This is a genomic window from Flavobacterium shii (assembly GCF_025847235.1).
GTDB classification, from domain to species: Bacteria; Bacteroidota; Bacteroidia; order Flavobacteriales; family Flavobacteriaceae; genus Flavobacterium; species Flavobacterium shii.
Map to the genome: position 1 here is coordinate 1 of NZ_JAOZEW010000017.1, position 22,000 is coordinate 22,000.

Here is a 22,000-nt window from a genome sequence, read left to right on the forward strand (position 1 = left end):
CGGAGCAATCCTTGATCCGGTAACCAATTGTCAAAGTTCAGTTCGTTTATTGGTAACCGTAACGGTAACAGATCCTGCAACACCAACAACCTTAGACACAACCCAAGACTTCTGTTTGGTAAATGCGCCAACAGTAGCTAGTCTTCAGGTAAATGAAACAGGAGTAGTTTGGTATACAACAGCAACAGGAGGAGTAGCCTTAGCGCCAACAACAGCTTTAGCTAGCGGATCCTATTACGGAGCAATCCATGATCCAGTAACCAATTGTGAGAGTTCAGTTCGTTTACTAGTAACCGTAACGGTAACAGACCCTGCAACACCAACAACCTTAGATACAACGCAAGATTTCTGTTTGGTAAATGCGCCAACAGTAGCAAGTCTTCAGGTAAATGAAACAGGAGTAGTTTGGTATACAACAGCAACAGGAGGAGTAGCCTTAGCGCCAACAACGGCATTGGCAAGCGGATCCTATTACGGAGCAATCCTTGATCCGGTAACCAATTGTCAAAGTTCAGTTCGTTTACTAGTTACAGTAACGGTTAATGATGCAGGAATTCCAACAACAACAACATCGAATCAAACTTTTTGTTTGTCGGCTCTTCCTAAAATTTCGGATCTTCAGGTAAATGAAATAGGAGTAGTTTGGTACAATGCTGCAACGGGAGGAACTCCATTATCGCTACAAACTTTACTAGTTGCCGGAGCTTATTATGCAGCACTACAAAATTCTATTACAGGTTGTCAAAGTAAATCGAGATTAGTTGTACAAGTTAATTTCACAAGTAATGATCCGGTTACAATAACTTCAAGCAAAGCGGCTCCTTGTGTTTTTGACGAGATTACATATACAACTGCAAGCGGAATGTCAAGCTATAATTGGACAATTACTGGAGGTGGAACAATTACAGCAGGTGGTCTCGCTACCGATAATTTTGTAACAGTTTCATGGCCAGCAATAGGACCAGCAAGTGTAAATGTTGCTTACTCTAATCAATGTAATGAGATAAATAGTAAATTACTTGCCCTGGTTGTTCAGACTTGTTCGGATATAACTATGACTAAGACAGTAGATAATCCTACTCCGAACATTAATGATAAAGTGACTTTTACAGTTACAGTTAATAACGTTGGATCTGGAAACTTTATAAATACAATAGTTAGTGAAATTATACCAACTGGTTATAATTTTATAAGTGCACAAACTAGTACTGGTATATACAGTAATACAACGGGAGAATGGAATATCCCAACATTAAATGCAACTGAAAGTGCTACACTTACTGTAGTAGTTCAGGTATTACCAACAGGAAATTATTTAAATGTAGCATCAATTCTTATTTCAGATCCTATAGATTCTGATATATTAAATAACCATGCTGAAGCATTTGTAACTCCTGTATGTTTAGTAGTTTATAATGAGTTTACTCCTAACAATGATGGTGCTAATGATGTTTTCAAAATAGATTGTATTGAGAATTATCCAAATAATAGCCTAAATGTTTATAACAGATATGGAGTATTGGTTTATAAACAAGACCATTATAATAATGATTGGGACGGGACAGCCAATGTTTCAGGATCAATTAATAGAGGAGATAAATTACCAGCGGGCACATATTATTATGTTCTAGACATTGGTGCAGATGGGGGAGCTAAAACAGGTTGGTTATCTATAATAAGATAACCTCCTGTAACCATAAATCATCAAATTAAATTAACTAAATAGTTATAGTATGAAACTAAGTATAAAATTTATAGAGTCCTGTTTTTTGATAGTTTGCGGGTTTGTATCATTCATTGCAAATGCGCAACAAGACCCAGAATATACGCAGTACATGTACAACACAATGGTTGTTAACCCAGCTTATGCAGGATCTTCAGGCTATCTGGAGGCAGTATTATTACATCGATCCCAATGGGTTGGTATTGATGGTGCTCCTCAAACACAATCGTTCTCTATACAATCGCCATTAAGAAATGAAAAAATAGGTTTAGGTCTAAGCGTAGTTAATGATAAACTTGGCCCTTCAAATGAACTATATATGGATGGGAATTTCTCCTATTCTTTGGCTTTGGGGTATGAAAAGAGACTTGCATTTGGATTAAGAGCCGGGATGCGAATGATGAATATAGATTGGTCAAAAGGGAGATATTATGATAATAATGATGTTTTGTTAAATACTAATATCAATAATGTTGTTAAACCGTCAATAGGAGCAGGTATTTACTATTATACAGATCGATGGTACGTGGGAGCATCCGTTCCTAGTTTTATAAGAAGTGATTATTATGACGATGTTCAGGAATCGATCGATTATGCCAGATTGCATTATTATCTTATGGGAGGTTATGTATTTGATTTGAGCCCAAGCTTGAAATTTAAGCCTACATTTTTGGCCAAAGCAGTAAGTGGAGCGCCAATCTCAGTAGATGTCTCTGCCAATTTTATGATTCAGGAAAAAGTAGTATTGGGAGTGTCTTATCGTTTTGATGATTCGGTTAGTGCATTGGTAGGATTTCAAATTTCGCCAAGTTTTTATATCGGATATTCGTATGATTATACCGTAACCAATTTGAATAAATATAATGATGGTTCTCATGAATTTATATTACGCTATCAGTTTCATAAAGACCCTAGTAAAATTAAATCTCCAAGATTCTTCTAAAAAACCGACTTATGAAAAAGATTTATATACTAAGTTTACTATTTAGTTTCGTGTCTGTATTAGCGCAAACAAATTTGAAAAAAGCCGATGCTCTATTTAAAAACTACTCCTATGTAGATGCTGCAAAAGCCTATGATGAGTGTTTGCAAAATATAAAAAACCCATCGGTACAGACCTTAAAAAATGCTGCCGACTCCTATTATTTTATTTCAGATAATCGAAATGCATTAAAATGGTATCAAAAACTATATGAGATACAAGGCGATAATATGGCAGATATTTACTATTTGCGATATATTCAATCGATGAAAGGAGTAATGGATTATCAAAGTGCAGATAAAGTCACAAAAGAATACCTAAATAAAAAAGGAGATCAAAAGGAGATTAACAGGTATGTATATCAAAAGAAATTATTAGATAGTTTAGCAAAAGTAAAATCGCTTTATACTATAAAGAACCTTGATATTAATACGGATAAATCCGATTTTGGAGCCACTTTTTATGGAGATAAAATAGTATTTGCATCAGCAAGAGATACAGCCAATTTTGATAAAAAACTATATAATTGGACTAAACAGCCATTCTTAAATTTATACGTAGCCGAAAGAAGTGCTATCGATGGGAATTTATTTAATGAAACTATTTTTATACCCAATGTGATGTCCAAGTACCATGAGGCCACGGCAACGTTTAGCCCAGATTGGAAAACGATGTATTACACCACAAACATTCTTAAAAAGAAAAAATTAGTTATTGATGAATCAAAAGTTAATAATTTTCAAATAATAAAAGGAACAATAGACGGTGGTAAGCTCATTAAAACCGAAAAAGTATTCTTTGATAGTGATAAATATTCAGTAGGGCATCCTTTTTTAAGTGATGATGGTAAAATGCTGTTTTTTGCATCGGATATGCCAGGGGGATATGGAGAAACAGATTTATATCTTGTAAGGATTGCTGCTGATGGTACAATGAGCTCTCCGCAAAATTTAGGACCTACTATTAATACGATTGGTAACGATGTTTTTCCTTTTTATAGAAACGGAACACTTTATTTTTCTTCAGATGGGCATTATGGATTAGGAGATTTGGATGTCTATGAAAGTAAACTTACAGGTGAATTAAATTTCTCAGTTCCAAGAAATTTAGGAGCTCCAATAAATAGTAATAAAGATGATTTTGCCTATATAGTTGATTCTAAAGATAGCTACGGTTATTTTTCTTCAAATCGTGCTCAGGGAAAAGGAGATGATGATATTTATTATTTTACCAAAGCAAAACCTATCTGTAATCAAATAGTTTCCGGTAAAGCGATAAACACTAAAACCAAGAAAGGTATAGATGACGCTTTTATTATAGCTTATGATGTTTATGACGCTGTTATTAATGAGACAAGAACCGATATAGACGGAAATTATACATTGGAAGTTCCTTGTAGTAAAAGAATCAAAGTAACTGCATCTAAGCCAAACTTTAGTGGAGATGAAAAATATATTGAAACTACAAAAGATAATAATGGAGAAATAAAAGACGTTAATTTTTATCTTAGTAATTATGATGATTTAGTAGTGAAAAAAGATGGCGTCGAAAAAGTAGATATTAATCCGATTTTCTTCGATTACGATAAATACAATATTAATCCTCAAGCTGCTACCGAACTGGATAAAGTTGTTTTTGTGTTGCAAAAATTCCCAAAGATTAGAATTAAAATTGAGTCACATACAGACTCAAGAGGTAGTGATTCTTATAATTTGAAACTTTCGGATGAGAGAGCCAAATCAACAGAAAGGTATATTCTTTCAAAAGGGATAGAGCCTTCAAGAATTGCAAGTGCTATTGGTTATGGAGCAAGAAGATTAGTGAACAGATGTAAAAAAGGCGTAAAATGCACTGAAGCAGAGCATCTTGCTAATAGACGTTCGGATTTTATTATAATAGAAAAATAATTCTTAAAATACTTTATGAAAACCACTCCGAAAAGAGTGGTTTTTTTGTTTTTAATTATAATTTTGAATGCTTATTTTAGACAAACTTTTTTAGAATAGAAAAAGACAATCGAATTACAAAAAAATATGAATATTCAGGATTCCATACAAGCTTTAAGAGACGAATTAAATGTACATAATTACAATTATTATGTGCTGGATAATGCTACAATATCAGATTATGAATTTGATTTGAAATTAAAGCAACTTCAGGATTTAGAAGCTCAGCATCCCGAGTTCTTTGATGAAAACTCACCAACGCAACGAGTAGGAGGTACAGTAACCAAAAATTTCCAGACAGTTCCTCATGAATATCGTATGTATTCATTGGATAATTCATACTCAAAAGAAGATTTGATCGATTGGGAAACCCGAATCCAAAAGGTATTAGGAAATGTTGACTTACAATATACCTGCGAATTAAAATATGATGGTGCTTCGATAAGTATTACTTACGAGAACGGAAAATTAAAACGTGCAGTTACTCGGGGAGATGGATTTCAAGGAGATGATGTAACAAATAATATAAAAACAATAAAGTCGATTCCTTTACAATTAAAAGGAAACTATCCTCCCGTTTTTGCCATTCGTGGAGAAATCATATTGCCTTTTTCCGGATTTGAGAAAATGAATCAGGATTTAATCGAAATAGGAGAAACACCTTATTCAAATCCAAGAAATACAGCTTCGGGAAGTTTAAAATTACAAGATAGTGCCGAAGTCGCCAAAAGACCATTAGAATGCTTACTTTATTTTGTAACAGGAAATAATTTACCTTTCTCATCACAGTTCGAAGGACTTGAATTAGCAAGAAAATGGGGTTTTAAAGTGCCAACCGAAGCAAAACTAACTAATAATTTACAAGAAGTATTTGACTTTATAGATTATTGGGATGTTCACCGTCATGAATTGCCTTATGAAACAGATGGCGTAGTTATAAAAGTAAACAGCATTCAGCATCAGGAAGAATTAGGTTATACAGCAAAATCACCTCGCTGGGCAATTGCATATAAATTCAAGTCAGAGCAAGTTTCAACCAAATTAAATTCGATTTCTTATCAGGTAGGAAGAACTGGAGCAATTACTCCAGTTGCAAATTTAGAGCCTGTACAATTGGCGGGAACAATTGTAAAACGTGCTTCTTTACACAATGCCGACCAAATAGAGAAATTAGATATTAGAATAAATGATACAGTATTTGTCGAAAAAGGAGGAGAGATCATTCCGAAAATCATCGCAGTCGATTTAACACAGCGTCCAGCAGATGCAGAACTTACAAAATACATTACACATTGTCCGGAATGTAATACCGAATTAGTTAGGTCAGAAGGGGAAGCAAATCATTATTGCCCTAATTTTTACGGATGTCCGCCACAGATTATAGGTAGAATCCAGCATTATATTTCAAGAAAAGCAATGGATATTGAAGGGCTAGGTGGAGAAACCGTAGCATTACTTTTTAATAATGGGTTGGTTCATAATTACGCTGATTTATATGAGTTAACAGTAGAGCAGATTTTACCTTTAGAGAGAATGGCTCAGAAATCTGCAGAAAATCTGGTAAAAGGAGTAGAGAATTCTAAAAAAATCCCATTCGAAAGTGTTCTTTTTGCACTCGGAATTAGATTTGTAGGAGAAACTGTTGCCAAAAAATTAGCTAAACATTACAAGAATATTGATGCGTTGAGCCAAGCCACTTTAATGGATTTAGTTCTGGTAGATGAAATAGGAGAGCGTATTGCAAAAAGCGTAATAGAATTTTTTGAGAACGATGAAAATAAGAGAATCATTGAACGCTTAAAAAGTTATGGAGTACAATTTGAGATTGTCGAAAAAATCAATCCAAATGCAACTACCAAATTCGAAGGAAAAACTTTTGTTGTTTCGGGTGTTTTCTCTAAATTTTCACGAGATGATATCAAGAAAACTATCGAAGATAATGGAGGTAAAGTAGGAAGTTCAATTTCTGCCAAAACTGATTTTGTTGTTGCCGGAGAAAATATGGGACCAGCTAAATTAGATAAAGCTAATAAATTAAATATCCCTATAATTTCAGAAGATGATTTTATAACCAAATTAAATGAAAGTTAATAACCATCATTTTTATTAGTTTACTTGTTATTGTTAAGACTAATAATGAATGATTATCGAAAAATAAAATTAATAAAAAACGACTATTTGCCAGTAGCAATAGTCGTTTTATTTTTATATACCTTTATATCTGTTCTCGGTTACAATATGAGAAAGTAGGCGAAAATTATTAAAGAATCGAAACTTTTCGTTAAACAATAATTGATTTTCCCTGAGACGATTTAGTCTTATCATTATTAAGATAAAAATCGATTCTTCCCAAGTTAATTCCATAACAGCCTACCTGATTAACCAATACATCTTCACCTGCTTTATTTTTTACAATAGTAGGTTTGTCAAGAAAAGTATGCGTGTGTCCACCAATTATTAAATCAATATCTTGAGTTTGTTCCGCTAATTTTAAATCACACATTTTATTAGGTTCATCTCTGTATTTGTAACCTAAATGTGATAAGCAAATTACAAGATCACATTTTTGTTCTTTTTTAAGAATGCGAACCATATCGTGAGCTGTTTCTACAGGATCATTAAAAATGGTTTCTTTATACATTAATTTGTCTACTAAACCATCAAGCTGAATTCCCAAACCAAAAACACCTATTTTAATACCATCTTTATTAAAAATTTTGTATGGTTTTACAAGTCCGTCCATTACAGTATTTTTAAAATCGTAGTTAGATGAAATGAATTCAAATTTTGCATGAGGCATTTGCGCATATAATCCTTCAACACCATTATCAAAATCATGGTTACCTATTGTAGAAGCATCATATTTCATCATGCTCATCAATTTAAACTCTAATTCACCACCATAATAATTAAAATAGGGAGTTCCTTGAAAAATATCACCAGCATCCAATAAAAGGACATTAGGGTTTTCTTTACGGATAACATCAATTAATGCAGCACGTCTAGATACACCACCCATATTTGCATTACGAGGATCATCTGCAGGAAAAGGATCAATATGACTGTGAACATCATTGGTATGTAATATGGTTATGTGCTTAACATCGGCAGATGTAAAACTACTCATAGATAAACCCAAACTCAATAATGCTGTACTTGCAGCGGTTTTTTCAATAAAATCTCTTCTTTTCATTTTAATTTATTTTGCGGTAAAACGCCCGAACTTAAAGTCCTTCAATATTTTTTTTCTAATAATTATTTTAGTTGTTCAGTAACACGTACATCTTTAGGTACCGGAATTGTATCAACTTGTTTAAAATAATCAATCAGCATGTTTCTTAGTTTATAATCTAGGTCATATTTTTGAACGCCTTTTTTAAAGAAATTCATGTTATCGCCACCATTAGCCAAATAATCATTTGTTGCAACATAATATATTCTGTCTTTTTCAAGAGGTTTTCCCTGAACCAGGATGTTTGTTGCAGTGTTGTCTTTGGTTATTGTAAAAGTCATACCAGATATAGGATGTGGTTTTTTCTCACCAATAAAATAAGAAATCATATCCAGGACTTGTTGCTCTTTTAAAGCTACAACTACCAGGCTGTTTTCAAAAGGCATTATTTCGAATGCAGTTCTCGATGTAACATTCCCTTTAGGAAGTATTGCACGAATACCACCGTGATTAAGGAAACAAATATCGATATCTTTTTTCTCTCTGGCTTTAAAAACCAAGTTACCTCTTTGTAAGCAGATATCGGCCATTAGGTTACCAATTGTTGTTTGCCATTTTCCAGTACTCTTATCTAATGTTTCTGGACAATAAGCAAGTACACTATCCAGATCTTTATTGATATGATCTCTGTAAGGTTTGATGAAATTTTCTATTTCAGGAGTTTGGCTTTGAGTACCGGAAATAGGAATTAGTTTACCTTCTATTTTAGAAACCTGATAATTTTGTTTGCTACAGGATACCCCGAAAAAAAGTGTTAAGAATATAACAAAAAGTTTTAAAAATCCGTTATACTTTTTTAGTTTTACCATCTTAAATGCGACTTAAATAATTAATTTTGTAATCTGGTAAAAGTACTATGTTTTTAAATTATACAAAGGTTTTTTTTGTAAAAAAATCATTAAGGAAAAATCTTGATAATGTAAAGAACAGTTCATTTACTACCGATATCCAAACGGTTGGTTTACTTTTAGATGAAAGTTATTTTTCGGAAAAAGAAGCTTTGTTAGCCGAGTTGGTATCAAAAGGAATTGTTGAAAAGAACATCAGAATGATTGTTTATAAAGATAAATTCAATAAAAAAGAAACGTATTCATATCCTACATTTGGTATTGAACACTTAAATTGGAATGGAACGATTACGGAACCTTTTTTGAATGACTTTATGAATGAAAAGTTCGATTTACTAATAAGTTATTATGATATCGAAAAAGTAATGTTGATGTTTGTGACAAGTAATTCAAAAGCTAAATTCAAAGTTGGTTTTGCATCAATTGATAAAAGATTAAATCGATTGATGATTAATACCAATGTTCGGGACTATAAAGTTTTCGTGAATGAATTGTTTAAATATTTAAAGAACATTAAACAAAATATAATTTAATATGCAATCATTAATAGGAACAGGCGTTGCACTAGTAACTCCTTTTAAAGAAGATTTTTCAATTGATACAGAAGCATTACAAAGAATAGTTAATTTTTCAGTAGATGGAGGAATTGAATATCTTGTGGTTATGGGTACAACTGCCGAAAATGCAACATTGACTCATGACGAAAAGGAGCTTGTTATATCGACCGTTATTAATGCAAATAAAGGAAGATTGCCTTTGGTGCTTGGAGTAGGAGGTAATAATACAATGCAGGTTGTAGAAGAATTGAAAACTAGAGATTTCTCAGCTTTTGAAGCAATACTTTCAGTGTCTCCTTATTATAATAAGCCAACTCAGGAAGGTATTTATCAGCATTTTAAAGCTATTGCAGAGGCATCACCGATACCGGTAATTCTATATAATGTTCCGGGAAGAACATCTAGTAATATGTTGCCATCTACAGTGATACGTTTGGCAAATGATTTTGCAAATGTAGTTGCGATAAAAGAGGCTGCAGGGGATATTGTACAAGCAATGCAATTGCTTAAAAATAAACCGAGTGATTTTCTCGTTATATCAGGAGATGATATGATTGCTTTGCCGATGATTTTAGCAGGAGGTTCAGGAGTTATATCGGTTATTGGGCAAGGTTTTCCAAAAGAATTTTCCGAAATGATTCGTTTAGGGTTGAATAGAAAAGTAAATGAGGCATTTAAAACACAATACTTTTTGTCAGATTGTATTGATATGATTTTTGAGCAAGGTAATCCAGCAGGAATAAAACAAGTGTTCAAATCACTTGGTATTGCTGAGAATATAGTAAGATTGCCACTTGTGCCAGTTGATGAGTCGCTTGCTAATCGTATTAATGAATTTGTTAAAAAAAGCATTAAATAAAAATAAAAAACGAGGTATTTTATTATACTAAAAAATATTTTGTAGTAGCTAAATTAATAACTAAATTTGCCACCGAAACTTCGGTGTGGTTTTACTTGGATATAAACATCCTGGGAATCATAATAAAAGTAAAAAAATGAAAAAAATAATATCTGTATTGTTTGTCGTTGTTCTTTTTTGTTCTTGTAGTGATTATCAAAAAGCACTAAAAAGTGATGATGTAGCAACAAAATTCGAAGTGGCAACAAAATTGTATGACGCAGGAAAGTATACCAAAGCAATTCGATTGTTTGAGCAACTTGCAACATCTTATAGAGGAAAACCTCAGGCAGAGAAATTATTTTATATGTTTTCACAGTCATATTATAAGACAAAACAGTATTATTTAGCAGGATACCAGTTTGAAAGTTTTGTTTCTGGATATCCAAGAAGTGAAAAAGTAGAAGAAGCAGCTTATCTAGGAGCCAAAAGTTATTCGATGCTATCGCCAAGATATAGCTTAGATCAGGCAGATACTAATAAAGCGATTGATAAATTACAGGCTTTTATAGATAATTATCCGAATTCAAAATATATAGTAGAAGCTAATACTAGTCTTAAGGTATTAACTACCAAATTAGAGAAAAAAGCATATGAAAATGCAAAAGGATATAATACTATTTCTGATTTTAAATCAGCAATAGTGGCATTTGATAATTTCGTAGCCGATTATCCTGGAACAGAATTCAAAGAAGATGCATTGTATTATAAATTTGATTCAGCTTACCAATTAGCAATTAATAGTATTTCTGCTAAAATGGAAGATCGTTTAAAAGTTGCCAAAACAGCTTATTCGAATTTAATGAAATATAAAAGTGATACTCATTACAAAGTGAAAGCTGATGAGATGAATGCGAGAGTTGAAAAAGAGTTACAAAATTTTACTAAATAAATAAAGTCATGGATTTAAAAAAGACAAATGCTCCAGTAAATACAATTACCTACAATAAAACGGTTATTGAAGAGCCTACAGGGAATGTGTATGAAGCAATAACGATTATGGCTAAAAGAGCAAATCAAATTAATTCTGAAATTAAAAAAGAATTGACTGAGAAGTTAGAAGAATTTGCTACTTATAATGATAGTCTTGAAGAAGTTTTCGAAAATAAAGAACAAATTGAAGTTTCTAAATTTTACGAAAAATTGCCTAAGCCACACGCTTTAGCAGTTCAAGAATGGTTAGACGGTAAAACATACCACAGAAATTCAAATAAATAATTAGTACATCATGTCAGTTTTAAACGGTAAGAAAATTTTACTAGGAGTTTCTGGTGGAATTGCAGCCTATAAAACAGCATCATTAGTACGTCTCTTTATAAAAGCAGGTGCCGAGATTCAAGTAATCATGACACCTGCTTCTAAGGATTTTGTAACCCCACTTACGCTATCCACACTATCTAAAAATCCTGTACATTCTACTTTTTTTAATCAGGAAGATGAGAATGAAAAATGGAACAATCATGTTGAATTGGCACTTTGGGCCGATTTGATGATAATTGCTCCAGCTACTGCAAATACATTGTCTAAAATGGCAAATGGTACTTGCGATAATCTTTTAATAGCAGCATATTTATCGGCAAAATGTCCAGTTTACTTTGCACCTGCAATGGATTTGGATATGTATAAGCATCCTTCTACATTGGCTAGTTTTTCCTCTTTGCAGAAATTTGGGAATACAATAATTCCTGCCGAAAATGGCGAGTTGGCTAGTGGTTTGTCTGGAGAAGGACGTATGGCTGAGCCAGAAAATATTATTGCTTTCTTGGAAGCCGATTTAGAAAGTAAATTGCCTCTTAAAGGAAAAAAGTTTTTAATCACGGCAGGTCCAACACAAGAAGCAATAGATCCGGTACGTTTTATAGGGAATCATTCTTCCGGTAAAATGGGATTTGATATCGCCTCAGAAGCTGCAAACTTGGGGGCTTCGGTTGTACTTGTTGCCGGACCTACAAATTGTGTAGTAACAAATTCATCTGTAAAAGTAATTTCGGTGACTTCGGCACAAGAAATGTATGATGCATGTCATGAATATTTTTCAGACGTTGATGTTGCGATTGCCGCAGCGGCAGTAGCAGATTATAAGCCCAAAACAGTTGCGTTACAGAAAATAAAAAAGGCGTCAGAAGATTTTACAATTGAACTTGAGAAAACAAAAGATATTCTGTTATCGCTAGGTAAAATAAAGGGAAAGCAGTTTTTAATTGGTTTTGCTTTAGAAACTGAAAATGAAATTGAGAATGCAAAGCTGAAAATTCAGAAAAAAAACTTAGATTTGATAGTTCTAAATTCTTTACAGGATAAAGGAGCGGGTTTTGGTGGAAAAACAAATAAAGTAACTTTTATAGATAAGTTTTTTGCCATCGAAGCAATGGAATTAAAATCAAAAGAAGCAGTTGCAACTGATATTTTAAATAAGGTGATAAAGCATTTTCATGAATAAAATACTTACTTTTTTATTGTTTTTATCTTTTGGCCTTTCACAGGCTCAACAGCTAAATTGTACTGTTACGGTAAATTCACAAATGCTTCCTAATGCAAATCAGCAAGTTTTTAAGACATTGCAGACCGCATTAACGGAGTTTATAAATAATACCGATTGGACTGGTAGCTTGTTAAAGCAGAATGAAAAAATAAATTGTTCAATGTATATAACAATTACATCGAATAATTCGGATCAGTTTTCAGGAACAATACAAATACAATCATCTCGATTAATTTATAATTCGACTTATTCTTCTCCTGTATTTAATTTTAATGATAAAGATTTAAGTTTTAGATATACAGAGTTCGAGAATTTATTATACAATCCTAATATCTTCGAATCGAATCTTATTTCTATGATGACTTTTTATAGTTACATTATTTTAGGAATGGATGCAGATACATTTATGCCAGCACTTGGGAATCCTTTTTTCGAAACAGCTCAAAATATTGCAAATGTAGCTCAGCAAGGTGGTTATAAAGGTTGGAGTCAAGCAGATGGAGTGCAAAATCGTTATTTCTTAATTAATGATATGCTTTCTCCGGCTTATAATGATTTGAGACAATGTGTTTATGGTTATCATACAGGTTTAGATATGATGAATCAAGATTTAAAAGCTGCTAAGGAAAAAATTAAAGCGTCATTATTAATTTTAGGGAAACTAAATGCATCGAAGCCAAATTCATTCTTAGCCCGTGTGTTTTTTGATGCTAAATCAGACGAAATAGTTTCTATTTTTTCAGGAGGTCCAAGTATTTCTATAACAGATCTGGTTGAAAATTTAAATAGAGTTTCGCCAATGAATTCTACTAAGTGGTCGCAGATTAAATATTAAGTTAATTACTTATTTCCAAAAAAATACATTACAAAAAGAGATATGATTACTTCATTGTCAATAAAAAATTATGCACTGATTGAAAAATTATCAATTGATTTTTCAAAAGGATTTTCTATAATAACTGGTGAGACAGGAGCAGGAAAGTCTATAATATTGGGAGCATTAGGCTTAGTTTTAGGAAAAAGAGCCGATTTGACTTCATTGAAAAATAAGGAAGAAAAATGCGTTATCGAAGCACATTTTAAGATTTCCAAATACAATCTGAATGCTTTTTTTGAAGCTAATGATTTGGATTATGAAGATGATACTATAATAAGACGCGAAATTTTACCTTCGGGAAAATCACGTGCTTTTATAAATGATAGCCCTGTGAATCTACAAGAATTGCAAGAGTTGGGAGTGTATTTAATAGATATTCATTCGCAACAACAAACTCAGGAACTTTCGGATGAAAATGTTCAGTTTCAGATAATTGACGCAATTGCTGCTAACCAGGAGGTGATTGTTGATTATCAAAATGTACTGAAGAAATATAAGTCGGATAAGGCAAAGTTGAATTCACTTCTTAAAAAACAAAGTGAATCGGCAAAAGAACAAGAGTATAATACCTTTCTCTTGAATGAATTAGTTACAGCGCAATTAAAATCGGGACAACAAGAAGAGTTAGAAGAAGAATTTGAAAAGCTTAATAATGTTGAAATTATTAAAGAAGCGATAGATAAATCTTTGGCTATAGCTAATGAAGAACAATTTGGAGTGCTTCAAAATCTTAATGAGATTAAAGCGTCATTGCATAAAATAGCACCTTTTTCACCTGAATATCAAAATTTATCTGAAAGAATAACAAGTTTAGTAATCGAGTTTGATGATGTTTCGGGAGAGTTGCAAAAAGCTTCAGAGAAATTATTGAATGATCCGGCTCTACTTGATTTTATTAGTCAGAAGTTGCAGGTTATTTATAATTTGCAAAAAAAGCATCAAGTTCTTACTGTTGATGATTTGATTGAAATTCAAACTAAATTAGAGAATTCAGTTTTGGAATTAGGTAATATAGAAGAGGAGATAGCAAAATTAACAACTTCAATTGATCAGAAATCAACAGATCTAGATGTTTTTGCAAATAAAATCCATGAGAATAGAATTGAAGCGATTCCTTTATTATCGGCTAAATTAATTGCGATTTTAGAGACTTTAGGAATGCCAAATGTTCGTTTTAAAATGGATGTCAATGAAGGAGAGGCTTATTTCCAAAACGGAAAAGATGAACTTCAGTTTTTATTCTCTGCTAATAAAGGAACCGATTTTGGATTGCTTAAAAAAGTAGCGTCAGGAGGAGAGATGTCGCGGATTATGCTTGCTGTAAAAGCTATTCTGGCACAATACTCGAAACTACCAACTTTAATTTTTGATGAAATCGATACTGGAGTTTCGGGAGAGATTGCTATTAGAATGGGAGAAATCATGAAAGAGATGAGTGAGCAAATGCAGGTCTTGGCTATTACACATTTACCGCAGATTGCTGCTAAGGGAGAGTCTCATTTTAAGGTGTTTAAGTCTACGGTTGATGATGATACACAGTCGGAATTAAAGCTTTTATCTCAAGAAGAACGAGTTATGGAAATAGCTCAAATGCTTTCAGGAGCAGTTGTTTCGGATTCAGCTTTAAATCACGCCAAAGCCTTGCTTAACTAAAAAAATGGGTTATATTTGCCCATTAAATTAATATGTTTTACCAAGTGAAATCGGTAGTTTGCTACCATTATTTTATATAATAAAAACAAAAAAAAACAGTTCCAAGATTATGATTATAGAACCAAGAATGAGAGGATTTATTTGTTTGACATCTCACCCAAAAGGATGCGAGCAAAATGTTAAAAATCAAATTGAATACGTAAAATCCAAAGGGCCAATTGAAGGAGCTAAAAAAGTATTAGTGATTGGAGCTTCAACAGGTTTTGGTTTGGCTTCTAGAATTACAAGTGCATTTGGATCTAATGCAGGTACAATTGGAGTGTTTTTTGAAAAACCACCTACAGAAGGAAAAACTGCTTCTCCGGGATGGTATAACTCTGCGGCTTTCGAAAGTGAAGCTCATAAAGCAGGTTTATATGCAAAAAGTATTAATGGAGATGCTTTTTCTGATGAAATTAAACGACAAACATTAGATTTAATTAAAGCTGATTTAGGTCAGGTTGATTTAATTATTTATAGTTTGGCTTCACCTGTTCGTTTGCATCCTGTTACAGGAGTATTGCATCGTTCAACTTTGAAACCAATTGGGAGTACATTTACAAATAAAACAGTTGATTTTCATACAGGAAATGTAACTCAGGTTTCTATCGAGCCGGCAAATGAGGATGATATCACCAATACAGTTGCTGTAATGGGTGGTGAGGATTGGTCAATGTGGATCGATGCATTGAAAAAAGAAAATTTACTAGCTCCTGGAGCTACAACAGTTGCTTATTCTTACATAGGACCCTCTTTAACCGAGGCAGTTTACCGTAAAGGGACTATCGGTCGTGCTAAAGATAATCTTGAAGCTACTGCATTTACTATTACAGATAGTTTAAAAGATCTGGGTGGTAAGGCATATGTTTCTGTAAATAAAGCATTGGTTACACAAGCAAGTTCTGCAATTCCGGTAATTCCATTGTATATTTCATTATTGTATAAAATTATGAAAGCAGAAGGAGTACATGAAGGATGTATTGAGCAAATTCAGCGTTTATTTCAAGACAGATTATATTCTGGAAAACCAATTCCAACAGACGAAAAAGGAAGAATCCGCATTGACGACTGGGAAATGCGTGATGATATTCAGGAAAAAGTTGCTAAATTATGGTTGGAGGCAACAACCGAAACTTTACCGGCAATTGGCGATTTGGCAGGGTATAGAAATGACTTTTTAAACTTATTTGGTTTTGAATTTGCAGGTGTAGATTACAATGCTGACGCAAATGAGGTAGTTGAAATTACTAGTATTAAATAAATTAGTAAAATATAGATAATATTCAAAACCATCAACTCAAAGTTGATGGTTTTTTTATAGATATAACTTACCTTTGTTAAATTTTTACAGTTAAAATAAATACTATCTTAATACCACATACCTAACTATGGTGTTTTCTTTAATTATACCAGTGTATAATCGTCCTGACGAAGTCGAAGAGCTTTTGGAAAGCTTGTTACTATCTGAATATAAAGAACCTTTTGAAGTCGTACTGGTAGAAGACGGCTCAACATTACCGTGTAATGATGTAGTTCAGAAATTTCAAGATAAGCTAAATATTTCCTATTATTTTAAAGAAAATTCAGGTCCTGGAGATTCCAGGAACTTTGGAATGCGAAAAGCATTAGGTGATTATTTCATCATTTTTGATTCAGATTGTATTATTCCTCCAAATTATTTGACAGAAGTTGATAAGGCTTTAAGACAAGATTACGTAGATTGTTTTGGAGGACCTGATAGAGCATTAGATAGTTTTTCTAGTATCCAAAAAGCAATCAACTTTGCAATGACATCATTTCTTACCACTGGAGGAATAAGAGGTGGTTCGGAGAAAATTGGTAAATTTCAGCCAAGAAGTTTTAATATGGGGTTGTCGAGAAAAGGTTTTGAGGCTTCAAAAGGATTTGGAAATATCCATCCTGGTGAAGATCCGGATTTGTCAATACGCTTGTGGAATTTAGGATTTGAAACCAGGCTTTTTTCGGATGCTTATGTATATCATAAACGACGTATAGATTGGGATAAGTTTTCAATTCAGGTAAATAAATTTGGTAAAGCAAGACCAATTCTTAATAGTTGGTACCCACAATATAATAAACTTACTTTTTTCTTCCCAACATTCTTTATGCTGGGTTTTGTTATGGCAGTTATATTGCTTATTTTTAACATTGATTTATTGTTGAAATTGTATTTTGTTTACTTTTTTGTGATTTTTATTGTGGCTACAATTCAAAATAAAAGTCTTAAAATTGGTTATCTGTCAGTAATTGCAGTTTGGAAGCAATTTTATGGTTATGGAACAGGTTTTTTAGAATCATTTATTAAGATTATTGTCTTAAAAAGAAAACCTCAAGAAGCTTTTCCAGGACTATTTTTTAAGATTTAATTAAAATATGACAAAAGTAATTGGCTTAACAGGAGGTATCGGTAGTGGAAAAACTACGATAGCGGGTTATTTTAATGAAATGGGAATTTCTGTTTACATAGCCGATGATGCCGCAAAAAAAGTGATGCAGTCTAATGAAATAGTTACGGCTATAAAGGGCGTATTTGGAACTGAAGTTTTTGAGAATAATGCATTAAATAGAGCCAAATTGGCTGATATTGTTTTTAATGATGCAGATAAATTGGCATTGCTTAATGCAATTGTTCATCCTGCGGTAAAAGCAGATTTTGAGAATTGGATATTTGAACATAAAGTTGAACCATATATAATTTATGAAGCCGCAATTTTATTCGAAAGTGGTCGTTATAAAGAATGTGATATAATAATTACGGTTACTGCCCCCTTGGAAACCAGAATAGAAAGAGTAATGAATCGCGATAAAACTACTCGCGAACATGTTTTAAAAAGAATAAATATGCAGTGGAACGACGAGCAACGAATCGCTAAGAGTGATTATATTATTCCTAATTTGAATCATAAAATTGCAAAGGAAGAAGTTGTTAAAATTCTTAAAATTTTAAATATTAAACAAAATCACTCTTAAATGTTAATATTTGGTTAATGTATTATTTAGTATATTGTTAAAATATTAATTTTGTTTCGATGAATAAATTGTTTTTTAGAATTCTTGTTTTATTGATGAGCTTGTCCTTAATTGGGATAATTCTTGTTCAGGTGTATTGGTTTACTTCTTCATTTAATAATAATGATGAACAGTTTAAATTTCATGTTAAACAGGTTATTGGCAATGTTGCAGATAAATTGCAGCAACAAGAAGCGTATAGTTTTTATGATAAATACAATCATTATAAAGATAGTACAGGAAAAGTTCCTAAAAAGAATGATCTATTAGAGTTCTATTATGTTCAAAAAAACCCTCGAACAAATAAAACCATTGTATATTCAAATAGCATTATATCAGAAGATTATAATATAAATGGCTCGTTCTTTGATAAGAAGTTTAATAATGAAAGGTTTAAAAATTTTAATTCTAAACGTGTAACGGAAGTTTATAATAACAGCAACATTGATAATTCGGGATTGCAACAAAGTTTAATTCCGGATGTTAAAATAGAAAAATCAGGGAATTTAGATGTTTTAGACAACGCACAGTTTGAAATATTTTTTAAAGATATTGCTTCGGCAATGCCAATCAATGAAAGGGTTACTAAAGAGAAATTACAAAAACTGTTAAAGAAAGAATTAGAAGAATATGGTGTAAATACTAAGTTCGAATTTGGGATTTACAGTAGTGGTATTGCAACTAAAATTAAATCGGATGGATTTCAATTTGATAAAGAGGCAACCTATACAATACCAATTTTCACAGATAATGAAGGGAATAACAAATACGAGTTATTGGTAACATTTCCTCATAAAAAGAAATTTTTACTCTCAGAGTTAGTTAGTATTACTGTGTTGTCAATCATTTTTACGCTTATTATCATTATAGCTTATACAAGTGCATTGAATCAGTTAATTCGTCAGAAACATATATCAGAGATTAAAACAGATTTTATAAACAATATGACGCATGAGTTTAAAACTCCTATTGCTACAATAAATCTGGCTTTGGATGCCATAAAAAATCCTAAGATAATCGAAGACAAGGAGAAGGTATTTAGGTATCTTCAAATGATAAGGGACGAGAATAAAAGAATGCATGCTCAGGTAGAGAATGTATTAAGAATCTCTAAATTAGAGAAAAGAGAATTAGATATAAATAAAGAGCCTACGGCGATTCATGATATTATTGATGATGCAATCGAGCACGTAAGCCTAATATTAGAAGACCGACAAGGAACAGTTACAACTCACTATGATGCTGCAAGAACTACAGTATTACTTAATGAAGTGCATTTTACCAACGTATTGGTTAATATATTAGAAAATGCGATAAAATATTCGCCAGGCATTCCTAAAATTGAAATTTTTACAGAGAATATTAAGGATATGATCCTTATAAAAGTAAAAGATAATGGATTAGGAATGAGTAAAGTAGCTCAAAAAAGAGTTTTTGAGAAATTTTACAGAGAACATACAGGTGATTTACATAATGTTAAGGGACATGGTTTAGGCTTATCTTATGTAAAAAGAATAGTAGAGGATCACAATGGTCAAGTATATGTAGAAAGCGAAAAAGGGAAAGGTAGTACCTTCATAATAAAAATACCACTAATAAATTAAAATATGGAAAATATCAATAAAAGAATTCTTTTAGTAGAAGATGACCTTAATTTTGGTGCAGTTCTAAAAGACTATTTAATGCTAAATGACTTTGAAGTTACATTGGCAAAAAACGGAATGGAAGGCTTTGAAAAATTCAAGAAAGATGTTTACGATCTATGTATTCTTGATGTCATGATGCCATACAAGGATGGGTATACTTTAGCAAAAGAAATCAGAGAGAAAAATAGTGAAGTGCCTATTATCTTCTTAACTGCAAAATCTATGAAAGAGGATGTGTTAAAAGGGTACAAAGCTGGTGCAGATGATTATTTGAACAAGCCATTTGATTCTGAAGTATTGCTTATGAAAATCAAAGCGATTATTCAAAGAAAATCTTCTGATACAAAAGCTGAGCAAGTTCAGTTTGAGTTTAACATTGGTAAATTTCATTTAAATTCTAAACTTAGATTTTTAACTTTTGAAAATGAAGAGCCAATAAAGTTATCTCCAAAAGAAAACGAATTATTGAAAATGTTAATCCTTCATGAAAATGACTTAATGCCAAGAGAATTGGCTTTAACAAAAATCTGGAGAGATGATAATTACTTTACTTCAAGAAGTATGGACGTATATATTGCCAAACTTAGAAAGTATCTTAAACCAGACGAAGATGTTGAAATTCTTAACATTCACGGTGAAGGTTTTAGACTAGTTGTTAAAAACAAAGTAACTGCATAAATAATGAAGCTTCGAGAAATCGGAGCTTTTTTTTTGTAACTATTCCTGCTTTCCGTTACAAGATTTTTTATAAAAAAGGCATTTCTAATGATTAAAAACGAGCTTCCGTTGGTCGCTGTTTTTACTCAGGAAATGCTTTTTTTATTTCAAAATGCTTTTCACTACAATCAGGGTTAGGTGATGTGGAACGAGATATATTAATTGCGTTCTGGTGTAATCCGAGTACAATCCAATCCTGCAAGGTTTCTTTTGGCCTTGTAGGTATTCTGATGCTTTGATATTATGTCTAAAGATTTCGTGTTGCTATCCTGACAGGTTTTAAAAACCTGTTAGATATCTATTATTATTATTATCAAATCCTGCAAGGTCAGGAAATGACCTTACAGGATTTTAATATCAATATTAAAATCCTGAAAAAAAGTATTCTTTTGTAATGAATTGCCAATAAATGTGGCTTTAGCCGAAATAATAAAGGATTTTGGCTAAAGCCATTTATGTGCCTATTTTGTTACTCCAGCTAAAGCAGGAGGCAATTGAAAAAGATGAAGATTGAGTAAAAGTAAAATACTAATTATTTGGAGTAATATTTCTTATTTTAGGATAACAGGTAGGATAGATAATATGTTGTTGTAGAAAAAAATATTAGTTTTGAAAACCTTATTTCTTCCAGTTGAGTTGTAATGCAAAACAAGATTTATCACCCTTTGTAATGCTGAAAGTTGTATTGTCTTCTGTTTCGCTTTCATGTATTACAACAGTATCATTTAGAGATAGCTCTTTTAGGAAATTCATTTCGAAGCTTTCTATTTCCTGATTCAGAATATGTTTTGGGTCTACATGATCCAGACACCATTCTAGATATTTTACATTATTGGCATGATTTACAATATCCAAATCGGATAGATAAACTGTTTTCTCAAAAACAGATTCTTTTTCGGGATTAATATTAATTTTAGAGAAACCTTCTTTTGTAGCTCTATTTTCGGGATATAACTCAAAATGGTCATATGGGAGTGCTAATCCCTCAGGACGGCGTGCTTTTGTATTAAAAACTGCCCAGAACGTTTCGCTACCAATTATTTTTTTACCATTTACGTACATTTCTAATGCACGAACAGAACGAGAATTCTCGAGGCTATTGATCCATGTTTTTACAGTTACTACATCTTGCCATTTGGGCAAAGCAGTAACTTCTACACGCATTCGGCTTAAAACCCAAGCTTGGTCAAATTCCTGCATATCGGAAAAACTAATTCCTCCAACTTCTGAGTGTGCTGCAGCAGTTAGTTGTAAAAGGTTGCACATATCGGTATATTTTAAATACCCATTTGGTGTGCATTGTGTAAAATTGATTTCCCAGTCTTTGCTTAATACAGAGGTGAAATTTGGTGAGATTGGCATGAGTCCTG

At 32.4% G+C, this 22,000-nt stretch carries 19 protein-coding genes; 16 read left to right on the top strand and 3 right to left on the bottom strand.

Annotated features, from left to right (window positions below; translation table 11 throughout):
* The 4 genes from OIU83_RS15695 to ligA form a co-directional block, all read left to right on the top strand.
* Positions 1–1,684: T9SS type B sorting domain-containing protein (locus OIU83_RS15695; protein WP_264207207.1), on the top strand; the 1,684-nt coding region annotated here is incomplete at its 5' end.
* Between the two features lie 49 nt (positions 1,685–1,733).
* Positions 1,734–2,666 carry a PorP/SprF family type IX secretion system membrane protein gene (locus OIU83_RS15700; RefSeq protein ID WP_264207208.1) on the top strand — a complete coding sequence of 311 codons (933 nt, stop codon included), beginning with the start codon at positions 1,734–1,736 and terminating at the stop codon, positions 2,664–2,666.
* Positions 2,667–2,677: 11 nt separating this feature from the next.
* A complete protein-coding gene (locus OIU83_RS15705) occupies positions 2,678–4,612 on the top strand; it encodes an OmpA family protein (protein WP_264207209.1) in 1,935 nt (644 codons plus the stop codon).
* 126 nt (positions 4,613–4,738) lie between these two features.
* Positions 4,739–6,742, top strand: coding sequence for an NAD-dependent DNA ligase LigA (gene ligA / locus OIU83_RS15710; protein ID WP_264207210.1), 2,004 nt, complete (start codon positions 4,739–4,741; stop codon positions 6,740–6,742).
* A 190-nt stretch (positions 6,743–6,932) separates the two neighbouring features.
* Here the strand turns inward: ligA and OIU83_RS15715 are convergent, their stop codons facing one another.
* Positions 6,933–7,844 (bottom strand): bifunctional metallophosphatase/5'-nucleotidase, encoded by a 912-nt coding sequence (locus OIU83_RS15715; RefSeq protein ID WP_264207211.1) that lies wholly within the window; start codon positions 7,842–7,844, stop codon positions 6,933–6,935.
* 62 nt (positions 7,845–7,906) lie between these two features.
* Complete coding sequence (locus tag OIU83_RS15720; RefSeq protein WP_264207212.1) at positions 7,907–8,692, bottom strand: 5'-nucleotidase C-terminal domain-containing protein; 786 nt, start codon at positions 8,690–8,692, stop codon at positions 7,907–7,909.
* A 47-nt stretch (positions 8,693–8,739) separates the two neighbouring features.
* Here OIU83_RS15720 and OIU83_RS15725 point away from each other — a divergent pair, with 47 nt between their 5' ends.
* From OIU83_RS15725 to OIU83_RS15780, 12 genes are all read left to right on the top strand, one after another.
* On the top strand, positions 8,740–9,264 hold the full coding sequence (locus OIU83_RS15725) for a DUF6913 domain-containing protein (RefSeq protein ID WP_264207213.1): 525 nt from the start codon (positions 8,740–8,742) through the stop codon (positions 9,262–9,264).
* A 1-nt stretch (position 9,265) separates the two neighbouring features.
* Positions 9,266–10,147, top strand: coding sequence for a 4-hydroxy-tetrahydrodipicolinate synthase (gene dapA / locus OIU83_RS15730; protein ID WP_264207214.1), 882 nt, complete (start codon positions 9,266–9,268; stop codon positions 10,145–10,147).
* A 136-nt stretch (positions 10,148–10,283) separates the two neighbouring features.
* Entirely contained in the window at positions 10,284–11,078 is a 795-nt protein-coding gene (locus tag OIU83_RS15735; RefSeq protein WP_264207215.1) for an outer membrane protein assembly factor BamD, read from the top strand.
* 8 nt (positions 11,079–11,086) lie between these two features.
* Positions 11,087–11,404, top strand: a complete 318-nt coding sequence (locus tag OIU83_RS15740) for a DNA-directed RNA polymerase subunit omega (protein WP_012025451.1) — start codon at positions 11,087–11,089, stop codon at positions 11,402–11,404.
* Between the two features lie 10 nt (positions 11,405–11,414).
* Positions 11,415–12,626, top strand: a complete 1,212-nt coding sequence (gene coaBC, locus OIU83_RS15745) for a bifunctional phosphopantothenoylcysteine decarboxylase/phosphopantothenate--cysteine ligase CoaBC (RefSeq protein WP_264207216.1) — start codon at positions 11,415–11,417, stop codon at positions 12,624–12,626.
* The gene (gene porD, locus OIU83_RS15750) at positions 12,619–13,503 is read left to right on the top strand and encodes a type IX secretion system protein PorD (RefSeq protein WP_264207217.1); all 885 of its coding nucleotides are present in this window, start codon (positions 12,619–12,621) and stop codon (positions 13,501–13,503) included. Before coaBC ends, porD begins: the two co-directional genes overlap by 8 nt.
* 42 nt (positions 13,504–13,545) lie before the next feature.
* On the top strand, positions 13,546–15,198 hold the full coding sequence (recN, locus tag OIU83_RS15755) for a DNA repair protein RecN (protein WP_264207218.1): 1,653 nt from the start codon (positions 13,546–13,548) through the stop codon (positions 15,196–15,198).
* A 109-nt stretch (positions 15,199–15,307) separates the two neighbouring features.
* Positions 15,308–16,498, top strand: coding sequence for an enoyl-ACP reductase FabV (gene fabV / locus OIU83_RS15760; RefSeq protein WP_264207219.1), 1,191 nt, complete (start codon positions 15,308–15,310; stop codon positions 16,496–16,498).
* Positions 16,499–16,625: 127 nt separating this feature from the next.
* On the top strand, positions 16,626–17,624 hold the full coding sequence (locus tag OIU83_RS15765; protein ID WP_264207220.1) for a glycosyltransferase: 999 nt from the start codon (positions 16,626–16,628) through the stop codon (positions 17,622–17,624).
* A 7-nt stretch (positions 17,625–17,631) separates the two neighbouring features.
* A complete protein-coding gene (gene coaE / locus OIU83_RS15770) occupies positions 17,632–18,228 on the top strand; it encodes a dephospho-CoA kinase (protein ID WP_264207221.1) in 597 nt (198 codons plus the stop codon).
* A 59-nt stretch (positions 18,229–18,287) separates the two neighbouring features.
* Positions 18,288–19,871 (top strand): sensor histidine kinase, encoded by a 1,584-nt coding sequence (locus tag OIU83_RS15775; RefSeq protein WP_264207222.1) that lies wholly within the window; start codon positions 18,288–18,290, stop codon positions 19,869–19,871.
* 3 nt (positions 19,872–19,874) lie between these two features.
* Positions 19,875–20,591, top strand: a complete 717-nt coding sequence (locus OIU83_RS15780) for a response regulator transcription factor (RefSeq protein ID WP_035620894.1) — start codon at positions 19,875–19,877, stop codon at positions 20,589–20,591.
* 657 nt (positions 20,592–21,248) lie between these two features.
* On the opposite strand, the gene OIU83_RS15785 is transcribed toward OIU83_RS15780, so the two are convergent.
* Complete coding sequence (locus OIU83_RS15785; protein WP_264207223.1) at positions 21,249–21,992, bottom strand: acyl-[acyl-carrier-protein] thioesterase; 744 nt, start codon at positions 21,990–21,992, stop codon at positions 21,249–21,251.
* Positions 21,993–22,000: the final 8 nt, after the last annotated feature.

Excerpts from the sequence above, each read along its gene's own strand:
- OIU83_RS15715 (WP_264207211.1), bottom strand. The coding sequence starts at position 7,844 with ATGAAAAGAAGAGATTTTATTGAAAAAACCGCTGCAAGTACAGCATTA.
- OIU83_RS15700 (WP_264207208.1), top strand. The coding sequence starts at position 1,734 with ATGAAACTAAGTATAAAATTTATAGAGTCCTGTTTTTTGATAGTTTGC.
- OIU83_RS15720 (WP_264207212.1), bottom strand. The coding sequence starts at position 8,692 with ATGGTAAAACTAAAAAAGTATAACGGATTTTTAAAACTTTTTGTTATA.
- coaBC (WP_264207216.1), top strand. The coding sequence starts at position 11,415 with ATGTCAGTTTTAAACGGTAAGAAAATTTTACTAGGAGTTTCTGGTGGA.
- OIU83_RS15735 (WP_264207215.1), top strand. The coding sequence starts at position 10,284 with ATGAAAAAAATAATATCTGTATTGTTTGTCGTTGTTCTTTTTTGTTCT.
- recN (WP_264207218.1), top strand. The coding sequence starts at position 13,546 with ATGATTACTTCATTGTCAATAAAAAATTATGCACTGATTGAAAAATTA.
- OIU83_RS15725 (WP_264207213.1), top strand. The coding sequence starts at position 8,740 with ATGTTTTTAAATTATACAAAGGTTTTTTTTGTAAAAAAATCATTAAGG.
- OIU83_RS15775 (WP_264207222.1), top strand. The coding sequence starts at position 18,288 with ATGAATAAATTGTTTTTTAGAATTCTTGTTTTATTGATGAGCTTGTCC.
- OIU83_RS15740 (WP_012025451.1), top strand. The coding sequence starts at position 11,087 with ATGGATTTAAAAAAGACAAATGCTCCAGTAAATACAATTACCTACAAT.
- OIU83_RS15765 (WP_264207220.1), top strand. The coding sequence starts at position 16,626 with ATGGTGTTTTCTTTAATTATACCAGTGTATAATCGTCCTGACGAAGTC.
- porD (WP_264207217.1), top strand. The coding sequence starts at position 12,619 with ATGAATAAAATACTTACTTTTTTATTGTTTTTATCTTTTGGCCTTTCA.
- dapA (WP_264207214.1), top strand. The coding sequence starts at position 9,266 with ATGCAATCATTAATAGGAACAGGCGTTGCACTAGTAACTCCTTTTAAA.
- OIU83_RS15705 (WP_264207209.1), top strand. The coding sequence starts at position 2,678 with ATGAAAAAGATTTATATACTAAGTTTACTATTTAGTTTCGTGTCTGTA.
- ligA (WP_264207210.1), top strand. The coding sequence starts at position 4,739 with ATGAATATTCAGGATTCCATACAAGCTTTAAGAGACGAATTAAATGTA.
- OIU83_RS15780 (WP_035620894.1), top strand. The coding sequence starts at position 19,875 with ATGGAAAATATCAATAAAAGAATTCTTTTAGTAGAAGATGACCTTAAT.
- fabV (WP_264207219.1), top strand. The coding sequence starts at position 15,308 with ATGATTATAGAACCAAGAATGAGAGGATTTATTTGTTTGACATCTCAC.
- OIU83_RS15785 (WP_264207223.1), bottom strand. The coding sequence starts at position 21,992 with ATGCCAATCTCACCAAATTTCACCTCTGTATTAAGCAAAGACTGGGAA.
- coaE (WP_264207221.1), top strand. The coding sequence starts at position 17,632 with ATGACAAAAGTAATTGGCTTAACAGGAGGTATCGGTAGTGGAAAAACT.